The 18,814-nt window shown below is 59.3% G+C and carries 14 protein-coding genes; 9 read left to right on the top strand and 5 right to left on the bottom strand.

What is annotated here, in order from left to right:
- The first annotated feature begins 2 nt into the window (after positions 1–2).
- Genes edd through AC2FFB_RS14525 form a run of 3 tightly spaced genes read left to right on the top strand, consistent with a single transcriptional unit; the run spans position 3 to position 3,687 of the window.
- A complete protein-coding gene (gene edd, locus AC2FFB_RS14535) occupies positions 3–1,808 on the top strand; it encodes a phosphogluconate dehydratase (protein WP_496875091.1) in 1,806 nt (601 codons plus the stop codon).
- 5 nt (positions 1,809–1,813) lie between these two features.
- Positions 1,814–2,446: a bifunctional 4-hydroxy-2-oxoglutarate aldolase/2-dehydro-3-deoxy-phosphogluconate aldolase gene (locus AC2FFB_RS14530; RefSeq protein WP_496875090.1), complete on the top strand. Its 633-nt coding sequence runs from the start codon at positions 1,814–1,816 to the stop codon at positions 2,444–2,446.
- Positions 2,447–2,496: 50 nt separating this feature from the next.
- Positions 2,497–3,687 (top strand): pyridoxal-phosphate-dependent aminotransferase family protein, encoded by a 1,191-nt coding sequence (locus tag AC2FFB_RS14525; protein WP_496875089.1) that lies wholly within the window; start codon positions 2,497–2,499, stop codon positions 3,685–3,687.
- Between the two features lie 124 nt (positions 3,688–3,811).
- On the opposite strand, the gene AC2FFB_RS14520 is transcribed toward AC2FFB_RS14525, so the two are convergent.
- Positions 3,812–4,927, bottom strand: a complete 1,116-nt coding sequence (locus AC2FFB_RS14520; RefSeq protein ID WP_496875088.1) for a pyridoxal phosphate-dependent aminotransferase — start codon at positions 4,925–4,927, stop codon at positions 3,812–3,814.
- Positions 4,928–5,014: 87 nt separating this feature from the next.
- On the opposite strand from AC2FFB_RS14520, the gene AC2FFB_RS14515 reads away from it, so the two are divergent.
- Positions 5,015–6,091, top strand: coding sequence for an SMP-30/gluconolactonase/LRE family protein (locus AC2FFB_RS14515; protein ID WP_496875087.1), 1,077 nt, complete (start codon positions 5,015–5,017; stop codon positions 6,089–6,091).
- A gap of 66 nt (positions 6,092–6,157) precedes the next feature.
- Positions 6,158–6,940 (top strand): crotonase/enoyl-CoA hydratase family protein, encoded by a 783-nt coding sequence (locus AC2FFB_RS14510; RefSeq protein ID WP_496875086.1) that lies wholly within the window; start codon positions 6,158–6,160, stop codon positions 6,938–6,940.
- 205 nt (positions 6,941–7,145) lie between these two features.
- Here the strand turns inward: AC2FFB_RS14510 and AC2FFB_RS14505 are convergent, their stop codons facing one another.
- Complete coding sequence (locus AC2FFB_RS14505) at positions 7,146–8,309, bottom strand: benzoate/H(+) symporter BenE family transporter (RefSeq protein ID WP_496875085.1); 1,164 nt, start codon at positions 8,307–8,309, stop codon at positions 7,146–7,148.
- A 143-nt stretch (positions 8,310–8,452) separates the two neighbouring features.
- Positions 8,453–11,605: a valine--tRNA ligase gene (locus AC2FFB_RS14500; RefSeq protein WP_496694254.1), complete on the bottom strand. Its 3,153-nt coding sequence runs from the start codon at positions 11,603–11,605 to the stop codon at positions 8,453–8,455.
- 142 nt (positions 11,606–11,747) lie between these two features.
- Here AC2FFB_RS14500 and AC2FFB_RS14495 point away from each other — a divergent pair, with 142 nt between their 5' ends.
- From AC2FFB_RS14495 to AC2FFB_RS14485, 3 genes are all read left to right on the top strand, one after another.
- A complete protein-coding gene (locus tag AC2FFB_RS14495) occupies positions 11,748–14,039 on the top strand; it encodes a xanthine dehydrogenase family protein molybdopterin-binding subunit (RefSeq protein ID WP_496875084.1) in 2,292 nt (763 codons plus the stop codon).
- Complete coding sequence (locus AC2FFB_RS14490) at positions 14,017–15,093, top strand: T6SS phospholipase effector Tle1-like catalytic domain-containing protein (RefSeq protein ID WP_142638056.1); 1,077 nt, start codon at positions 14,017–14,019, stop codon at positions 15,091–15,093. The genes AC2FFB_RS14495 and AC2FFB_RS14490 overlap by 23 nt, the downstream gene beginning before the upstream one ends.
- A gap of 124 nt (positions 15,094–15,217) precedes the next feature.
- The gene (locus AC2FFB_RS14485) at positions 15,218–16,306 is read left to right on the top strand and encodes a Hint domain-containing protein (RefSeq protein ID WP_281973255.1); all 1,089 of its coding nucleotides are present in this window, start codon (positions 15,218–15,220) and stop codon (positions 16,304–16,306) included.
- Positions 16,307–16,407: 101 nt separating this feature from the next.
- Here the strand turns inward: AC2FFB_RS14485 and AC2FFB_RS14480 are convergent, their stop codons facing one another.
- Positions 16,408–16,983: a GcrA family cell cycle regulator gene (locus AC2FFB_RS14480; protein WP_496875083.1), complete on the bottom strand. Its 576-nt coding sequence runs from the start codon at positions 16,981–16,983 to the stop codon at positions 16,408–16,410.
- A gap of 126 nt (positions 16,984–17,109) precedes the next feature.
- On the opposite strand from AC2FFB_RS14480, the gene AC2FFB_RS14475 reads away from it, so the two are divergent.
- Positions 17,110–17,913, top strand: a complete 804-nt coding sequence (locus tag AC2FFB_RS14475; RefSeq protein WP_142638062.1) for an ABC transporter permease — start codon at positions 17,110–17,112, stop codon at positions 17,911–17,913.
- Here the strand turns inward: AC2FFB_RS14475 and AC2FFB_RS14470 are convergent.
- Positions 17,895–18,788, bottom strand: a complete 894-nt coding sequence (locus tag AC2FFB_RS14470; RefSeq protein WP_142638064.1) for a DMT family transporter — start codon at positions 18,786–18,788, stop codon at positions 17,895–17,897. The two genes, AC2FFB_RS14475 and AC2FFB_RS14470, sit on opposite strands and share 19 nt — an antisense overlap.
- Positions 18,789–18,814 lie beyond the last annotated feature (26 nt).

Genomic DNA, 18,814 nt, shown 5'->3' with positions numbered 1-18,814 from the left:
ACATGGTTAATTCAGTTATCACCGACGTCACGCAACGGATTATAGCGCGCAGCGCCGATTTGCGTGGCCCGCATCTTGAGCGGATGGAACAGGCCCGGGCCAAAGGCCCGGCGCGGGCGCATCTGTCCTGCAGCGGTCAGGCCCACGCCTATGCCGGCGCAGGCGATGACCAACAATCGATGGCCACTGGTACGGCGGGCAATTTGGGCATTGTTACTGCCTATAACGACATGCTGTCGGCCCATCAGCCGTTCGAGCGCTATCCCGGCCTGATCCGCGATGCGATCCGCGCCGCAGGTGGAACCGCACAGGTGGCAGGTGGCGTACCGGCAATGTGTGACGGCGTCACGCAGGGCGAGGCGGGAATGGAATTGTCGCTGTTCTCGCGTGATGTGATCGCGCTGGCCACAGGGGTGGCGCTGAGCCACAACACTTATGACGCTGCCGTGTTTCTGGGGGTCTGCGACAAGATCGTGCCCGGCCTTGTGATCGGCGCGCAGGCGTTCGGCCATCTGCCTGCTGTATTCCTGCCCGCAGGCCCGATGATCAGCGGTTTGCCAAATGACGAAAAGGCCAAGATCCGCCAGAAATTCGCCGCCGGAGAGATCAACCGCGCCGAACTCATGGCCGCCGAGATGGCCGCCTATCATGGCCCCGGCACCTGCACCTTTTATGGCACCGCCAATACCAACCAGATGCTGATGGAGTTCATGGGCCTGCACCTTCCGGGATCCAGCTTTGTTAATCCAAACACACCGCTGCGCGATGCGCTGACTGAAGAAGGTGCGCGCCGCGCTCTGTCGCTCAGTGCGCTGGGCAACAACTATGCGCCGGTCTGCCAGATACTTGACGAACGTGCCTTTGTGAACGGCATCGTCGGTCTGATGGCCACGGGCGGGTCGACAAACCTGCTGATCCACCTGATCGCGATGGCGCGCGCGGGCGGCATCGTGCTGGATTGGCAGGATTTTTCCGAAATCTCCGCCGTGGTGCCTTTGGTTGCGCGGGTCTACCCCAACGGACTGGCTGATGTGAACCATTTCCACGCCGCGGGCGGGCTGGGCTATTGCATTGGCACGCTGCTCGAAGACGGGTTGCTGCACCCCGACACGCTGACCGTCGCGGGGCAGGGGCTGCACAATTATACCAAAGAACCCAAGCTGAAAGACGGCGATCTGACCTGGGAGGACGGCGCAGGCCACAGCCTGAATGACAAGATATTGCGCCCCGCTAATGACCCGTTCCAACCTACAGGGGGTCTCTCGCGGCTCAGCGGCAATCTGGGTACCGGAGTGATGAAGGTTTCGGCGGTTGCCCCCGAGCATCAGGTGGTCGAGGCCCCGGTACGGGTGTTCCAAACTCAGGATGCGGTCAAGGCGGCGTTCAAAGCCGGAGAGTTCACGGATGACGTCATCGTCGTTGTGCGCTTTCAGGGACCCAAGGCGAATGGCATGCCCGAATTGCATTCATTGACGCCGATGCTGTCGATCCTTCAGGGCCGGGGGCAAAAGGTGGCGCTGGTGACCGATGGCCGTATGTCCGGCGCCTCCGGCAAGGTTCCCGCTGCCATTCATATCTGCCCCGAGGCTCTGGATGGCGGTGCGATCGCCTATTTGCAGGATGGCGACATTCTGCGCGTGGATGCCATAAACGGCGCGCTCGAAATCCTCACCCCAGGTGTGCTTGACCGCACTCCGGCCACGGCTGACCTTTCTGCCAACCAACATGGTGTCGGGCGCGATCTGTTCGGTGCGTTTCGCAACGCTGTCGGCACCGCGGATACCGGCGCCAGCATCTTCGGAGTGTAAGACCTATGTCCAAGACACAACGCACCCGTGAAATCTGTGCCCTTGCCCCGATTGTCCCGGTTCTTGTAATTGACGACGCCGCCAGCGCACGACCTCTGGCCGAAGCTCTGGTCGCGGGCGGTCTTCCTGCGCTCGAAGTCACCTTGCGCACCCCGGCTGCGCTCGATGCGATCCGGGCGATGGCGCAGGTTCCCGGTGGCGTCGTCGGGGCGGGTACATTGATCACGCCTGATGACGTGCGCGCCGCGAAAGAGGCTGGCGCGCAGTTTGGCGTCTCGCCCGGTGCCACTGACGCCCTGATCGCCGCATGCGAAGCCCAAGACCTGCCCCTGCTGCCCGGCGCCGCAACCGCCACCGAGGCGATGGCCCTGCTGGAAAAAGGCTATGACATGCTGAAATTCTTCCCGGCCGAGGCCTCGGGCGGGGCGCCTGCGCTCAAGGCTATCGGCGCGCCCTTGCCGCAAATCACCTTCTGCCCAACGGGCGGTGTATCGCCTTCAAATGCCCGAGATTACCTGTCTTTGTCCAACGTGATCTGTGCGGGCGGCAGCTGGGTAGCACCCAAACAGATGGTCGCAGAAGGCAACTGGTCCGGGATCGAAACGCTTGCCCGGGATGCCGCTAACCTGATGGATTGACGCCGAAATTGGCCACGTTAGGGTAGGGCCAATTCAAACAGGTTGATCCCATGACACATCCAATCTCCCTCGCGCGTGGGCGCGAGTATCTGGCCATTCCAGGCCCCTCGGTCATGCCTGACGCTGTGCTGCAGGCGATGCACCGACCGTCACCTAATATCTACGACGGCGAATTGATCGAGATGATGCCCGATCTGATCCGCGATCTGCGTCGCGTCGCCCGCACGGTCCATAACGTGGCCATCTACATTGCCAACGGCCATGGCACGTGGGAGGCGGCACTGTCGAACACCATCGCGCCAGGTGAGACAGTGCTTGCCCCCGCATCGGGGCGGTTTACCCATGGATGGGCCGAAATGGCCGAAGGGATCGGCGCTAAGGTGGATGTGATTGATTTCGGAACCAGCTCGGTCTGGGATTTCGATCGCATTGCCGAGGTGCTACGTGCTGATTCATCGCATGATATCAAGGCTATACTTGCAGTTCACGTGGATACCTCGAGCTCAATTCGCAACAACCTCCCGGCGCTGCGCGCGTTGCTGGATGATCTGGATCACCCGGCGCTGGTGATGGCGGACTGCATCGCCTCGCTGGGATGTGAGCGATTCGAGATGGATGCCTGGGGTATCGATGTGACTGTTACCGCCTGTCAAAAAGGGCTGATGACCCCACCGGGCGTGGGGTTTGTATTCTTCAACGACAAGGCGCAGGCAAAACGGGCCGCAATGCCGCGTGTTTCCCGGTATTGGGACTGGCAGCCACGAGCCAATCCCGAGCTATTCTACCAATACTTCGATGGTACCGCGCCGACCCATCATCTCTATGGGCTGCGGGCCGCGCTCGACCTGATCCACGCGGAAGGGATCGAAAATGTCTGGGCGCGCCATCAACGCCTCGCTCAGGCAATCTGGACCGCCTGCGAAATCTGGGCACAGGGCGGTGCGCTGTCGTTGAATGTAGCTGACCGCGCAGACCGAAGTCATGCGGTCACCGCGCTGTGCCTGAGTGGAGGGCTCGGAACCCCATTGCGGTCCTATACCGAACAATCGCTGGGCCTGACTTTGGGAATAGGCCTCGGGATGGAAGATTGGGACGGCTGTTTTCGCCTGGGCCATATGGGACACATCAATGCACAGATGGTCATGGCGATGCTTGGCGGCGTGGAAACTGCCATGGCCGCCCTTGATATTCCGCGCGGCAAGGGTGCGTTAGAAGCCGCCGCCACCGCGCTTGTGACCTGAGACCAGCCCCCGATCTCAGTGCAAATCTGTATCTCCATCTGGCTCAAAATACTTTTGGGGGGAATCGCGCAAACTGCGCGATGGGGGCAGACAGCCCCCGTCCCGATGGCCATAAGCGAGAGCTTCAGACGTTCAGCGCCCGGGCGTCAGCAAGCGCTTTTGGCAAAGAGGCGGCAAAAGCCCCTAGATTTGAGGCATCGCCGCAGCTCACTCGAATGCACCTGTTCTGAGGCGCGGCAAAGGGCATCCGAACGAAAACCCCCTGCGCCACCAGCGACTCCAGAACAGCCTTGGCAAACACCCCATCCTGACCGCAATCAATGGCCACGAAATTGGTGGCTGAGGGTAAAGGGAGCAGCCCGTTCTCCAACGCAATCGCGTTGATCCGCTTGCGCGCATCTGAGATGCGGGCACGGATTTGTAACAGCCAAACCTCATCCTGCAGCGCAGCCAACGCGCCTGCTTGTGCAGCCTTGTTCATACCGAAATGGTTGCGCACCTTGTTGAACGCCGAGATCAGGCCTGGCGCCCCAATGGCATAGCCGACACGCGCGCCTGCCATTCCGTACACTTTGGAAAACGTGCGCATCCGGATCACACGCGGGTCATCTGCGGCAACCGGCGCTGCAGTCCCGTCGGGGGCGCATTCCACATATGCCTCGTCCAGAACCAGCAAACAGCCATCGGGCAGCGCATCCAATACAGCCACGATATCAGTGCCCGAATGCCAGCTGCCCATAGGGTTGTCAGGATTGGCCAGATAGACCAGCTTAGCCTTGACCTCAGCAGCCTTGGTAAAGAGTGCCTGAGGGTCTTCGTGATCGTCGCGATAGGGAACCGTGTGTATCACCCCGCCAAACCCGGCGACGTGATAGTTGAAGGTCGGATAGGCCCCGTCCGAGGTCACAACCGTATCTCCTTGCCCAACCAGCAGGCGCACCAGATAGCCCAGCAACCCATCAATGCCTTCGCCAACCACGATATTTTCGGGTGAGACGGAGTGGTACTCAGCCAGGGCGTGGCGCAGGTTGTGGTTTTCTGGATCGCCATACATCCAGATATCGCCAGTTGCCCCCCGCATGGCCTCGACAGCGCGTGGCGAAGGGCCAAAGACATTCTCATTCGCACCCAGCCGGGCCACAAATGGTGCACCGCGCTGTCGTTCCTGTGTTTCAGGGCCGACAAAAGGCACAGAAGTAGGAAGAGATTGGGCAAGCGGGGTATAGCGTGGATTGGTCATGCAACCAGATAAACGCAAGTTCATCCGACAGGCAACCTTGCTTTGCCTGCACAGTGCCCACAGTCTGGCACCAACAAAAACAAAGGAATGTCCATGCGCATCGTGATTGGTTTGGCTTTAGTGGGACTTGCCTATTTGATATTTTGGCCTGTTGACGTGGACCCAGTGGCCTGGGAGCCGCCCGAAGCTCCGGGCTTTACCGGCGCGTTTGCCGAGAACAACGCTTTGGACAGCCTCGAACTAGTCTCTTTGCCGGATGGCGAGGAAGGCCCGGAAGACATCGCGATCATGCCGGATGGCACGATCTACACGACATCCATATCCGGCACGCTTTATCGGATCGACGGCGACAGCCCGTTCAAGATCGACGACCTGGGTGGGCGCCCTTTGGGTCTGCAAGCTGGGCCGGACGGCGCGCTATATATCGCAGATAGCTTCCGGGGGCTGATGCGCTGGACCGGGCCCGGCACGCTGGTATCCCTTGTGTCCGAGATTGGCGGGTCTCCGGTGGTCTATGCCAATCAGTTGGACGTGGCTCCGGACGGTACGGTCTATTTCTCGAACTCGTCTGATCGGTTCGATCCCGAAACCATGGGCGGTACCAAAGCCACTTCGGTCCTGACCATCTGGGAGCAGTCGGATACGGGATACGTGGCCCGCTATTCCCCTGATGGCACAACAAAAAAGGTGGCCGAGGGCTTTGTCTATACCAATGGTGTAGCGCTTTCCCCGCAGACGGATTTTCTGCTGATCGCCGAAACTGGCCGTGCGCGGGTGCACAAGCTCTGGCTAACTGGGCCGAGTGCTGGGCAGCGCGAGGTGTTGATGGAAAACCTGCCGGGATACCCCGATAACCTCACGGCGCAGGGCGACGGCACTTATTGGATGGCCTTCGCCAGCCCGCGGGTGCCGAGTGAAGCTTTGATGCCCTATCCCTTTTTGCGCAAGGTGATCTGGCGGCTGGGTCCTTTGGTGCGACCGGCGCCGATTCATCGCGGCATGATCGTCCAATTCGACGGGGATGGCACAATCCTGCAAACCTTGCAGGACCCCGGCGGGCGGCTGGGCATCACCACGGCGGGTCAGGTCGTTGGTGACCTGTTCTATGTCATGACGCTGGATTCGCCGTGGTATGGCCGGATGCCCGTCGCTGATTTGCCCTGACGTCGTGGTGGCACTGTCCTCGTCTTGCTGGCATGGTTGACGCAACACTGATTTCCGGAGGGACCAATGTCTCGCGTTTCCATCGAATACAAAGACCATATCGCCCATGTCACGCTAACCCGTGGCGACAAGATGAACGCGCTGGACGAAGCCATGATAAAGGCGATCCTGTCCGCCGGGCAAGAGGTGGCGGTCTCCGGCGCCCGCGCCGTGGTGCTGTCGGGTGAGGGTAAAAGCTTCTGCGCCGGTCTCGACATGGCCAGCTTCGCCAGCATGGCCCACAAGGACCCAACCGAATGGCTGATGAAGCGCAGCCATGACGACGCCAACGAAATGCAGGAGCTTGCCTTGATCTGGCGCCGTGTCCCCGTTCCAGTCATCTGTGCCATTCAGGGTGTGGCCTATGGTGGCGGACTGCAAATCGCACTGGGCGCGGATATCCGCATTGCCCAGCCCGAGGCGAAATTGGCGGTGATGGAGATGAAATGGGGTATCATTCCCGACATGGGCGGCATGGTTCTGCTGCCCGAGCTTGTGCGCTCGGACGTGCTGCGCTTGCTGACGTATACTGCACGTCCAATAGGCGCGCCGCAGGCGGCTGATTGGGGGCTGGTCACGAAACTCTCGGACGATCCTCTGACCGAGGCGCTGGCTCTGGCTGAAGACATCGCAGGCCAAAGCCCTTCAGCCATCCGTGCCGCCAAGCGCCTGATCGACGTGGCCGAAACCCGTTCGCGAGCCGACGTTCTGCTGGCCGAATCTGCCGAACAGGTGGAGCTGATCGGCAAACCCGATCAGATGGAGGTTGTCATGGCGCAGATGCAGGGCCGTAAGCCCAAGTTCAAGTAGTCACCACATGAATCCCGATGCGCATCGCGGACCTGCACGTCAGGCAGTGGGGTGTAGGCTTTGCGCATCTGATCCAGCGTTACTTGAAATGAATTCTCTGGGTTGGACCTAGGTCTGTGCTTTCTTGATCCGGCGTACCACCAGAGTTCCCAATGATCCAAATTTTGGCCGGTTTTACTTTGGCTGTGGCCTCAAGGCAAAGCGGCTATCGCAGCCAGTTAGTCACCAGATAGGCAATGCCACCAGCCAGCAAACCCCAGACCGCGGCCCCCAGCCCGAAGACTGTGATACCGGACGCAGTGATAGCAAAAGTCAGGATCGCCGCCTCACGCTCGGCCACAACCTCCAGCGCAGCGTGGATCGCATTTGCCAGCACACCGATCAGTGCGACCCCGGCCAGCGTCCCCATCAGCAACGGATCGGCATGGGTGGCAAATCCGGTGATGGCCACGGCAAAAACACCAAACAGGCAATAGAATACGCCACCCATGATGGCCGACCAATAGCGCAGCGCAGGATCGGGATGACTGTCCTGATTTGAGCACATCGCGGCGGTGATGGCGGCAAGGCAGGTGGCGGGGGCTCCGAACGGGGCGGACAGCAGGCTGGCCCCTCCGACGGCCGAGAACAATTTGCCCGGCACGGGCGAAAAGCCAAAGCTGCGCATCACCGCGATGCCGGGGATGTTCTGTGTCGCCATGGTGACGATGAACAGCGGCACTCCGATCCCTATGGCCGAGGCCGGCGAGAATGTAGGTATGGCCCAGATCGGTGCTGCAATCAGACGCTCGGGCATGATCGTTGTATTCCCGGCGTTCAGGATGACTATAATGGCTGCTGCGATCACTGCCGCGGGAACAGCAAACAGCCGGTTGAACCGCCCCGCGATGAACCATGTCAGGATTACGGGTAGCGCCTGCCACGGAATCTCGACGGCCGCTTTGAACGGGAGGATACATAGCGGCATCAGAACCCCGGCAAGCATTGCCTGCGCTAACGTGGTCGGGATTGCAGCTGCCAACCTTCCCAGCGGCTTCCACAACCCAGCCACAACCGTCAAAGCGCCAGCGAACAGGAACGCACCGATAGCTCCTGAGAATCCCTCGACAGGTGTGGCGGATACAGCCAACAGCGCGACACCCGGCGTGGACCAGGCGACACTGATCGGCAACTTGTAGCGCAAGCTCAGCGCGATGGCGACCAGCCCCATGGCGATGGCGGCGGTCATCAGGCCCGATGCGGCCTCCTCCGGTGACGCACCCATCGCATCCAGCCCCTGCAATACAATGGGGAATGAGCTGAAAAAGCCGACGATGGCCACAACCAATCCGGTTGAGATGGTCTGCATTGGTGGAAATGCGCGTGTCATCCTGCCCTCAGCGTTATCAACCTGCACTTGCTAGCAATCGTAAGCGGAGGTGAACAGGGCGAAATCCGGACCGGGGAACGAAAACCCCGCCAACGCGGGCGTGGCGGGGTCTGGTATCTTGAACGGTTTGGAGCAGACGAAGATCAGGCGATTTCGGCCAGACGTGCCAGCGCCTCGTTCAGTTTCACCTCTTCCTCTTCACGGGCGGCGAGGTTGGCTTTGGCTTCGGCGACAACCTCTTCCGGGGCCGAGGCCACAAATTTCGGATTGTTCAGACGACCGCGCAAACCACCCAATTCCTTGGCAAGTTTGCCCTTGGCCTTTTCCAGTCGTTCCTTTTCGGCGCCGATATCGATGATATCTGCCAGCGGCAAACCGAACGTCGCACCCGGCGCGGCAATCGAGATCGTTCCCTTGGGAAATGCATCCACTTTGGTCAGGCTGTCGATCCGCGCGAGCCGCTTGATCAGCGCCTCGTTACGGTCCCATGCAGCTTGGCCATGCGCGTCAATCTCTGTCACCAGCATCGGTACATAAAGGCCCGCCGGAACCCGCATCTGCGCACGAGCTGAGCGCGTGTTCTCGATCACCGAAATCACCCAGTTCATTTCGCGATCAGCCTCTGGGTCGACCAGTTCGGTGCCGTAAGTCGGCCAGTCGGCGTGTACGACCATCTTGGCGCGCGTGCCTGTCAGGCCCCACAGTTCCTCGGTAACGAAGGGCATGATTGGGTGCAGCAAGACCATGGACTGGTCCAGAACCCAGCGCATGGTAGCGCGGGTCTCGGCCTGTGCTTCGGCATCGTCACCCTGCAGCAGCGGTTTGGAGAGTTCAACGTACCAGTCGCAGACCTTACCCCAGACAAAGGCGTAAAGCCCGTTGGCCGCATCGTTGAAACGATAGCTTTCCAGTGCGGCGTCGACCTCGGCCCGTACGCGGGCAGTTTCGCCTATGATCCAACGGTTTACGGCGGCCTTGGGTTTCAGATCGGCGACGTCTAGTTGCGGTACGGCGTCGGTGAAGACCTCGTTCATCTCGGCAAAGCGAACAGCGTTCCAAAGTTTTGTACCAAAGTTGCGATAGCCGGTGATGCGTTCGCGAGACAGTTTCAACACGCCGCCAATCGCCGCCATCGAGGCATTGGTAAAGCGCAGCGCGTCGGCGCCGAATTCGTCCACGATCTCCAGCGGGTCGATGACATTGCCGGTGGTCTTGGACATCTTCTTGCCCTTCTCGTCGCGGACGAGCTGGTGCAGGTAGACGGTGTGGAACGGGATCTGATCGACCACCGCCAGTTGCATCATCATCATCCGGGCGACCCAGAAGAACAGGATGTCAAAGCCGGTGATCAGAACGTCCGTGGGGAAGTAGCGTTCCAGCTCCTCGGTCTGCTCGGGCCAGCCCAGCGTGCCGATGGGCCAGAGGCCGGAGGAGAACCAGGTGTCGAGAACGTCGGGGTCACGCCAAACCGGATAAACCAGCTTCGTCGGGTCTTGTTCAACTGCATACTGAGCAAGACTTTCGGCGAATTGATGGATCGCTTCTTGCTTATCGGCAACTTCGATTACAGTTGCGTGGCTTAGCGGGCTGGGAATGTTTGCATTATCGTCCAGGAATTTTTCAGTCACTGCCTCCAGACTCGACGCGCATTCCATGACATTGCCACGGTGCAACATACCGCCTTCGTTCAGCAAACGACCCAATTCGACCAGATCAAGGTTGCCGTCGTTCTCGTCATCTTTGAAGTTTTCGGCCGACAGGTCGAGGCCATACCAAACCGGAATCTGATGCCCCCACCACAACTGGCGCGAGATACACCAGGGCTCGATGTTTTCCAGCCAGTGGTAATAGGTCTTCTCGCCCGACTCGGGGATGATCTTGACCGTGCCGTCCTTGACCGCGTCCAGCGCGGGGCCGACGACTTTTTCGGCATCCACGAACCACTGGTCGGTGAACATCGGTTCGATCACGACCTTCGAGCGGTCGCCAAAGGGTTGCATGATCGGTTTGCTCTCGACCAGCGGGACGAGTGCAGCCGGGTCGTCGTCCTCACCCAGCTTTGTGCCCAGAACCGGGTTGTCGGCACGGGTCATGACGGCCAGACCGTCGTTGGTGATCTCTTCGACCACCTTGGCGCGCGCCTCGAACCGGTCAAGCCCGCGCAGGTGATCGGGGATCAGGTTGATTGCGTCGATCTCATTCTCGGTGAACTCCTTGCCGCGCGCGTATTCCTGCGCCTTGCCGGCCTCTTCGGCATAGGGCGCGCCATCGGCTCGCAATGCGCCACGCGTGTCCATCAGACGGTACATCGGAATACCGCCACGCTTGGCGACCATGTTGTCGTTGAAATCATGCGCGCCGGTGATCTTCACCGCGCCCGAGCCGAAATCGGGATCGGGATAGTCATCAGTAATGATCGGAATCTGCCGACGATGCTCTTTCGGTCCAACAGGAATTTCACATAGTTTTCCTATGATTGGCGCGTAGCGCTCATCTGACGGATGAACCGCAACCGCGCCGTCGCCCAGCATTGTTTCGGGCCGTGTCGTGGCGATTGAGATATAGTCGCGCTGTTCCTCAAGCACGATATTCCCGTCCTCATCCTTTTCGACATACGTATAGGTCTCACCACCCGCCAGCGGGTACTTGAAGTGCCACATATGGCCCGCGACCTCGATATTCTCGACCTCAAGATCCGAGATTGCGGTCTCAAAATGCGGGTCCCAGTTGACCAGACGCTTGCCGCGATAGATCAGGCCCTTTTCGTACATTTCTACGAAGACCTTGATGACGGCATCGTGGAAATTTGCAGAATTCTCATGCCCTGTGCGCGGGTCACCCGGTGCACCTGCCATGGTAAACGCGTTGCGGGACCAATCGCAGCTGGCGCCAAGACGCTTGAGCTGTTCAATGATCGTGCCGCCGTATTCACCCTTCCATTCCCAGACTTTCTCAAGGAACTTCTCGCGCCCGAGTTCACGCCGCCCTTCGTTGCCCTGCGCCGCCAACATCTTTTCAACCTGCATTTGCGTGGCGATGCCCGCGTGGTCCTGACCGGGTTGCCAAAGCGTGTCGAAGCCGCGCATCCGGTGCCAGCGGGTCAGGATATCCTGCAGCGTGTTATTGAACGCGTGTCCCACATGCAGCGCCCCCGTCACGTTGGGTGGCGGGATCATGATGGTAAAGCTTTCATCGCGCGATCTGTTCGCGCCCGCCTTGAAGGCTCCGGCCTGTTCCCAGGCCTCGTAAATGCGGGCCTCGGCCTCGGCCGCGTTGAATGTCTTTTCCATCGCCATTGGATGCGTCCTGCGTCAACAAATTCGGGTTAGCGCTTGCAATATCGAAAGGATAGCAAAAGGGAAAGGGCCAAGCGCCGGGGCTATGGACAATGATGCATCGCAGCCTAATGTCGCCTAGAGGCAGAGACAGGAGCGCGCGGTGGAAAAGTTTGGCAAAAGCCAGCCCGTCAAACGGATCGAGGACCAGCGGTTTCTGACCGGGCAGGGGCAATATATGGACGATGTCCTGCCGCACGGGGCTTTGCATGCGGTATTCGTGCGATCCCAGGTGGCGCATGGGGTGATTGGGGCGCTGGATCTGGATGACGCGCGCGCGGCCCAAGGGGTGCGGCTCATCATGACGCTGGACGACCTGAAGGCCGCCGGGATCGACACGTGTATGAATGCGGCCATCCTGAATAACCGAGACGGTTCGAAAGCCGCTGCGCCGGACCGGCATATGCTGGCCGCGGATCGCATACGGTTTGTCGGAGAACCCGTCGCTGTAGTCATTGCCGACACCGCCTTACAGGCCCGCGATGCGGCCGAGCTGATCTGGGTCGAAACCTCTGACTTGCCCGTAAAACTGGACGTGTGTGTGGGCGGAGAAACGCTGCACGCGGAAACTCCGGATAATCGGGCATTTGACTGGGCGCTGGGCGATGAGGCGGCAACTATTGCTGCGTTTCAGCAGGCGGCTCATACCGTTGCACTGAATGTGGACGACAATCGAGTTATCATCACGTCGATTGAACCGCGGGGCTGTCAGGCGCATTGGGTTGATGGGCGGTTGCACTTTTCCTATGGCGGGCAGGGGGTTTGGGCCATGCGTGTTCAGCTGGCGCAAAAGCTAATGCTCAACCCCGAGGATATCCGCGTCACGACCCCGGATGTCGGCGGCGGGTTTGGCATGAAGGTCATGCCCTATCCCGAATATTTCTGTGTGGCCGTAGCTGCGATGAAGTTGGGCCAGCCTGTTCACTGGATGTCTGACCGTTCTGAGGCAATGTTGTCCGATCACCATGGCCGCGACCTGTCTTCGCTGGCCGAGCTGGCATTTGACTGCGATCACCGGATCATCGCCTATCGGGTGCACAGCAGGGTGAATCTCGGCGCCTATAACAGCCATTTCGGGCAGGCGATACAGACCAACCTTTTCAGCAAAGTGCTGATGGGCGCCTATGATGTGCAAACCACCTATCTGCGGGTCGAAGGGTTCTTTACCAATACCACGCAAGTTGACGCCTATCGCGGGGCAGGACGGCCCGAGGCGATATATGTCCTGGAACGCGCCATCGACCGCGCGGCCCGAGAGCTGGGCGTCGATCCCTGGGATCTGAGGCGCAAGAACTTCATCCGGCCCGAGGCCTTTCCTTACAAGACCGCGACCGGCGAAACATATGATGTCGGTGATTTCGACATGGTTCTGTCCCAAGGCCAAAGGCAATCCGGCGGCTTTGCTGCCCGCAAGAGCGCCGATGCCGAACGCGGTTTGTTCAGGGGGCAGGGGATTTGTTACTATATCGAAAGCATTTTGGGCGACCCTTCCGAGAACGCAAAGATAGAGTTCGTTGAGGATGGCACCTTGAAACTTTTTGTGGGAACCCAATCCAACGGGCAGGGGCACGAAACGGTCTATGCTCAGTTCCTGTCTGACCAAACCGGGGTTCCCCTGGATTGCATCACCGTAGTTCAAGGTGACAGCGACCAGCTTCCGAATGGTGGGGGAACCGGGGGATCGCGATCAGTTACGGTGCAAAGCACAGCGACGCTTGCCACGATCGACGTCATGGTTGCCGCATTCACGCCCTATCTCGCAGATAAGATGGGGGTGGAGGAAAGCGACGTGCGCTTTGATTTTGAAACCTTCCGCGCGCCGGGATCAAACCTGACGCCCACTTTGACCGAGGCCGCGGATATGGCCCGTGCCGACGGGCGCGTTGATTTGTTGCAGCATCAGTCAAGCATCACGCTGGACGACCGTAGCTATCCCAACGGGGCACATGTTGCCGAAATCGTGATTGACCCTTGTACCGGCGAAACATGGGTAGACCGCTATACTGTGGTCGATGATTTCGGTAATCTTATCAATCCGATGCTGGCCGAGGGGCAAGTTCATGGCGGTGTCGCACAAGGCATCGGTCAGGCGCTGTCCGAACATGTTGTCCATGATGCGCAGGGGCAACTGCTCACGGCATCGTTGATGGATTACGCCTTGCCCCGCGCAGCCGAGATACCCATGATTAAGTTTACCTCGGCGCCGGTACCGTCAACCTCTAACCCGTTGGGAATGAAAGGATGCGGAGAGGCCGGCACCGTGGGCGCGCTGGCTGCAGTGGCAAATGCGGTTCAAGATGCGCTCTGGGATCACGGGGTGCGGCAGGCCGATATGCCTTTTACGCCGCACAAAGTATGGGAACTGCTGAACGATGCAACTGTCGCGGCTGAGTAGAAAGGTACTGGGGTGGCTTGGACGGCCGCTGCGATCCGAGCATTCGGCCGAAACGCGCCATCGTGAACCTGTCAGCCATGTCATCATTCTAGACGGCACCATGTCGACGCTTGAGCCCGGATATGAAACTCATGCGGGGCAGGCGCTGCGGCTGTGCTGCGAGATGGGAAGCAAGGTATCCGTCTTCTATGAGGCCGGCGTGCAATGGGAAAGCTGGAAGTCCTCGTTGGATGTGATGATGGGGCGGGGGATCAATCGCCAGATACGCCGGGCCTATGGCTATCTGGCCTCGCGGTATAAGCCCGGCGACCGTATCTATTTCATCGGCTACTCACGTGGGGCCTACGGTGTGCGCAGCCTTGCGGGTGTGATCGATATGATTGGCCTGCTCAAGGCCGAGCATGCGACCGTAAGGAATATCAAACAGGCCTACCGCCACTATGAATGCAATGCCAATGGTAGCGCTGCTGCTGCGTTTCGCCGGCAGTTCTGCCATGAAGATGTTGCAATCGAAATGATCGGCGTGTGGGATACAGTAAAAGCGCTGGGCTTGCGTCTACCGCTGCTTTGGCGTTGGGCCGAGGATCGCCACGCCTTCCACAACCATCAGCTTGGTCCCGCTACGCGCCACGGCTACCACGCGATGGCGCTGGATGAAACGCGCGAGGTATTCGAGCCGGTCCTGTGGAAATGTACTCCCGATTTTAAAGGCCATATCGAGCAAGTCTGGTTCCGAGGCACCCATGGCGATGTGGGTGGCCAGTTGAACGGGTTTGAAGAAGCCCGCCCTCTTAGCAACATCTCGCTGGTTTGGATGCTGGATAAGGCAGAGCTGCACGGCCTGCCATTGCCGGAGGGATGGAGAGACCGCTTTGTGATCGACCCTCATGCGCGTTCGGTCGGCACATGGCGCGGTTGGGGTAAGATTTTCCTTCTGCGCAAGCACCGCAAAGTAGGCCGCGACCGATCCGAGCGGTTGCATGTCTCGGTTTCGCCAAACGAACTGCCCGGTTGGGTGCCAATGCTGGATTTGCCATCGCATCCAGCGCAGTAATTCGGTTCCAGCTGCGAACAAAAATCACTGGGAACATTTACTGGTTAGTGAGACCCTAATACTCATATATTGAAACAAGTATCGGATCATCATACTCACGCCGAACACAAAGGCGAATTGACATATGGCAGACCCATATTTTTCCGAACTCAAGTACCTAGGAGGCCCACCACAGGACTTTATCGAGGTCGCTGTTGACGCGGGTGCGGATGTTTCTGGGCTTGTTGTTACGATCTACAACTCTGACGGATCTATCCGCAGCACTAACACGCTTGATGGGATCACCCCGACGACAGTCGCAGGCCGGGACGTCTATGTAATTGACTCAGCCAGTTCCGCCACCTTTACCGGGCTCGGTAAAACCAATGGTATCTCTTTATCCGACGGGTCAACGGTTTATCAGTTCAGCTCTTTCAGCGATCCCCCCAGCCCCGGCCCGATAACGGCGACAGCTGGCCCCGCCAATGGGATGAGCTCGACGGTTATCGGCGAGGCCGGGGCGGGAGATTCACTTATTTCCACCGACAATGGTGGAACCTATACGGTGAACACCACTCCGACACCGGGCACCATACCGTGCCTTACGGCAGGAACGTTGATTGCGACCGATCAGGGCCCTGTCCTGATCGAGAGTTTGAAGCAAGGTGATCGTGTCTTGACGGATCATGGTTGCACGCAGCCTTTGTCACAAATCATTCGGCGACATGTCAGCGCGCGGGATTTGCGCCGCAATCCCAAGCTTTACCCAGTACGCATTTGCGCTGGCGCGCTAGGGCAGGGCCTGCCCAGACGCGACCTGCTCGTGTCCCGTCAGCACCGGATGCTGATATCCTCGGCGATCGTTAAGCGCATGTTTGAGCGCCCCGAGGTTCTGGTCTCAGCTATAAAGTTGGTCGAGCTTCCGGGGATATACGTCGACGACAGAATTACAGAAGTTACTTATTTCCACCTGGTGTTTTCTGAACATGAGGTAATTTATGCAGATGGCGCCCCGACCGAGAGCCTTTTGCTTGGCGATGAAGCACTGAAATCTCTACCGGCAGCAGCCATGGAAGAGCTTTTTACGCTGTTCCCCGATCTTGTCGAAACCCCGATGCAAAAGACCAACTACAAAATCCCAGAGGGGGGGCGGCAAAAGCGATTGATCGCTCGGCATGCACGGAACCGGCGGCCGCTTTTGGCAGATTACGACTCTTCTTCTATTCCAGTGTGATCGCTCTTAGATGACGCAGAGCCAAAACAGGTGTATTGCCTACATTCCGGCCTGCTGCGGGCACCGCGTTCTGTTGCTAGGTGCCTGCCGTCGTCAAAGCCTTACCGCCGCCGGTCGCGACGTGAGCTCATAGGCTGGAACGCCACACCCACATGCGCTTCGCAATAAGGTTTGCCTGCCTCAACGGGCAGACCGCAAAACCAGAAATCCTCGGTCGCGGGGTCGCCGACGGGCCATTTGCAGGTCTTCTCGGTCAGTTCCATCAGCGTCAGCTTTTTGGCTTTCTTCTCAACCTCGTTGACCTTGGCCAGCGCCTCGGGGCTGATCTCGTTCGCTGAAGGTTGCGGCGGCAGCGGTTGACCGGCCGGGATGATCTGACGGCGGGCCGGAACAGCGGGCTTGGCCTCGGCTGCCGGCGCTGCGGTTGGACGTGCCGGTTCCGTCTTGGGCGTGGGTTTGGGCTTGGCCTCGGCCTTGGGCGCGGGCGATGGTTTTTCCTTTGGCTCAGCCTTGGCGGGGGTCGCGCCGGTTGCGCGATTCGACAGGCCCAGCCGGTGGACTTTGCCGATAACCGCATTGCGGGTCACACCGCCCAGTTCCTTGGCGATCTGGCTGGCCGACTGGCCCTCGCCCCACATCTTTTTAAGCAGCTCTACACGCTCGTCAGTCCAGGACATCATTTGCCTTTCAAAAGCGGAAAGCGGCCCCGGATTCGGGCCGCCTTGGGAATTCGTCTCAGCCCCCTATTTTAAACACTGCGGTCCGAGTTACAAGCGGTCTTCGAATCAGGTAGAGGGCAGATCATGCAGAATCTCATGGATCAGGAGGCACGCCGCTTTGGTGCGGTGAACTGGATGGGTCTCTATACGCTGGCCCGGCGGGAAACTTTGCGGTTTATGGCGGTGTGGACGCAGACACTTTTGGCACCGCTGGTGACTGCGGGGCTGTTTCTGCTGATCTTCAACATCGCTATCGGGCCCAGCCGGTCTGATGTGATGGGCGTGCCATTTTTGACCTTTCTGGCGCCGGGCATCATGATGATGACGGTGATCCAGAATGCGTTTGCCAATACTTCGTCCTCGATGGTGATCTCGAAAGTACAGGGCAACATCGTCGATACCCTTATGCCGCCGCTTTCGCCGTTAGAGATTCTGCTGGGATACCTTGCGGGCGGCATTGCCCGTGGCTTTCTGATCGCTGTTGTCGTTGCAACCGCGCTGGCGCTGGTGCTGGGTATTGTCCCGCAGAACCCACTGATCGCCATGATCTTTGTAGTGCTGGGAGGGGCCTTTATGGGCGCGCTGGGCCTTTTTGCCGGGATATTCGCCAATAAGTTCGACCAGATGGCTGCGATTACCAACTTCATCGTCACGCCTTTGGCGTTTCTTTCTGGCACCTTTTACTCGGTCGAGGCATTGCCGCCGGTTTTGTACCGGCTAAGCCACGCCAACCCGGTTTTCTATCTGATCGACGGGCTGCGCTACGGTATGATTGGGGTTTCGGACAGCTCGCCCTACCTTGGGATGTTGATCTGCACGGCTGCAACACTGGTGGTCGGTGCACTGACCTGGCAGATGCTGCGAACGGGCTATCGGCTCAAGGCCTGACGGTGCCGCGCCTCGCGCCACACAAGAATCAGCCCTCCGGCCAAGATGATGGCAGATCCAATCAGGCTGACCGCGTCGGGGACCACATCGAATATCGCAAAATCATATAGCGCAGCGAACAGCAGTGTCGCATAGCTTATCGGCGCTACGAAAGACGCATCTGCCCGCGCCATGCCGTTAACGAAACAGGCCTGTGCGCAAGCCATCAATGCGCCGATCCCCGCAAGGGCCGCCCATTGCGCCGGGCTGGGCATCTGAAACACGAAACTCACCGCGACCGACGCGATAGTCAGGCCCATAGCGTTGTTCACCAATAGAATTTGGATCGGGCTCTCTCGCCCTGACAGCTTTTTGATAAAGATCAGCTCCATCCCGATGACGACCGCCGCCGCCAGCGCCAGTAACGCCGCAGGTTGGAAGCTCGCAGGTGTCGGGCGCAGCAGAACCATTGCCCCGATCAGGGCCACCGCCGCCGCCAGCCAGCGCCAGGGGCCGACGCCTTCTTTCAGCAAGGGAATGGCCAGAACCATCGCAAAGACCGGGTTCAAGAACGAAATCGCCGTCGCATCCGCCATCGGTATGAACGCGACCGATGCAAACATCAGCGTGATTCCCAGCCAGCCAAAGCTTGTCCTACCGATATGCAGCCCCCAATGGGGCCGCCGCAGGGTAGGGCGCATGATGCCCACTGCTGAAACGATGACCAGGAAGGCGAATAGAAACCGCCCGTGGCTGATCTGCATTGGGTGCAAAGGAGCACCTAGCGTATCTGTCCCCAAAGCTTTGGCCAGCAGGGTGGTTGCCGCAAGGAATGCACTGGCGACAAAAATCAACAGTGCCGCAAGGGGCGGGTTATGCGCTTTGGGAACGAACATGCGTAAGCGGTGATGTACGGGTGGAC

Source organism: Ruegeria sp. YTSA219 (genome assembly GCF_059609985.1).
Note: the sequence above shows the minus strand (reverse complement) of the source record. Positions and strands in the feature narration are given on the sequence as shown.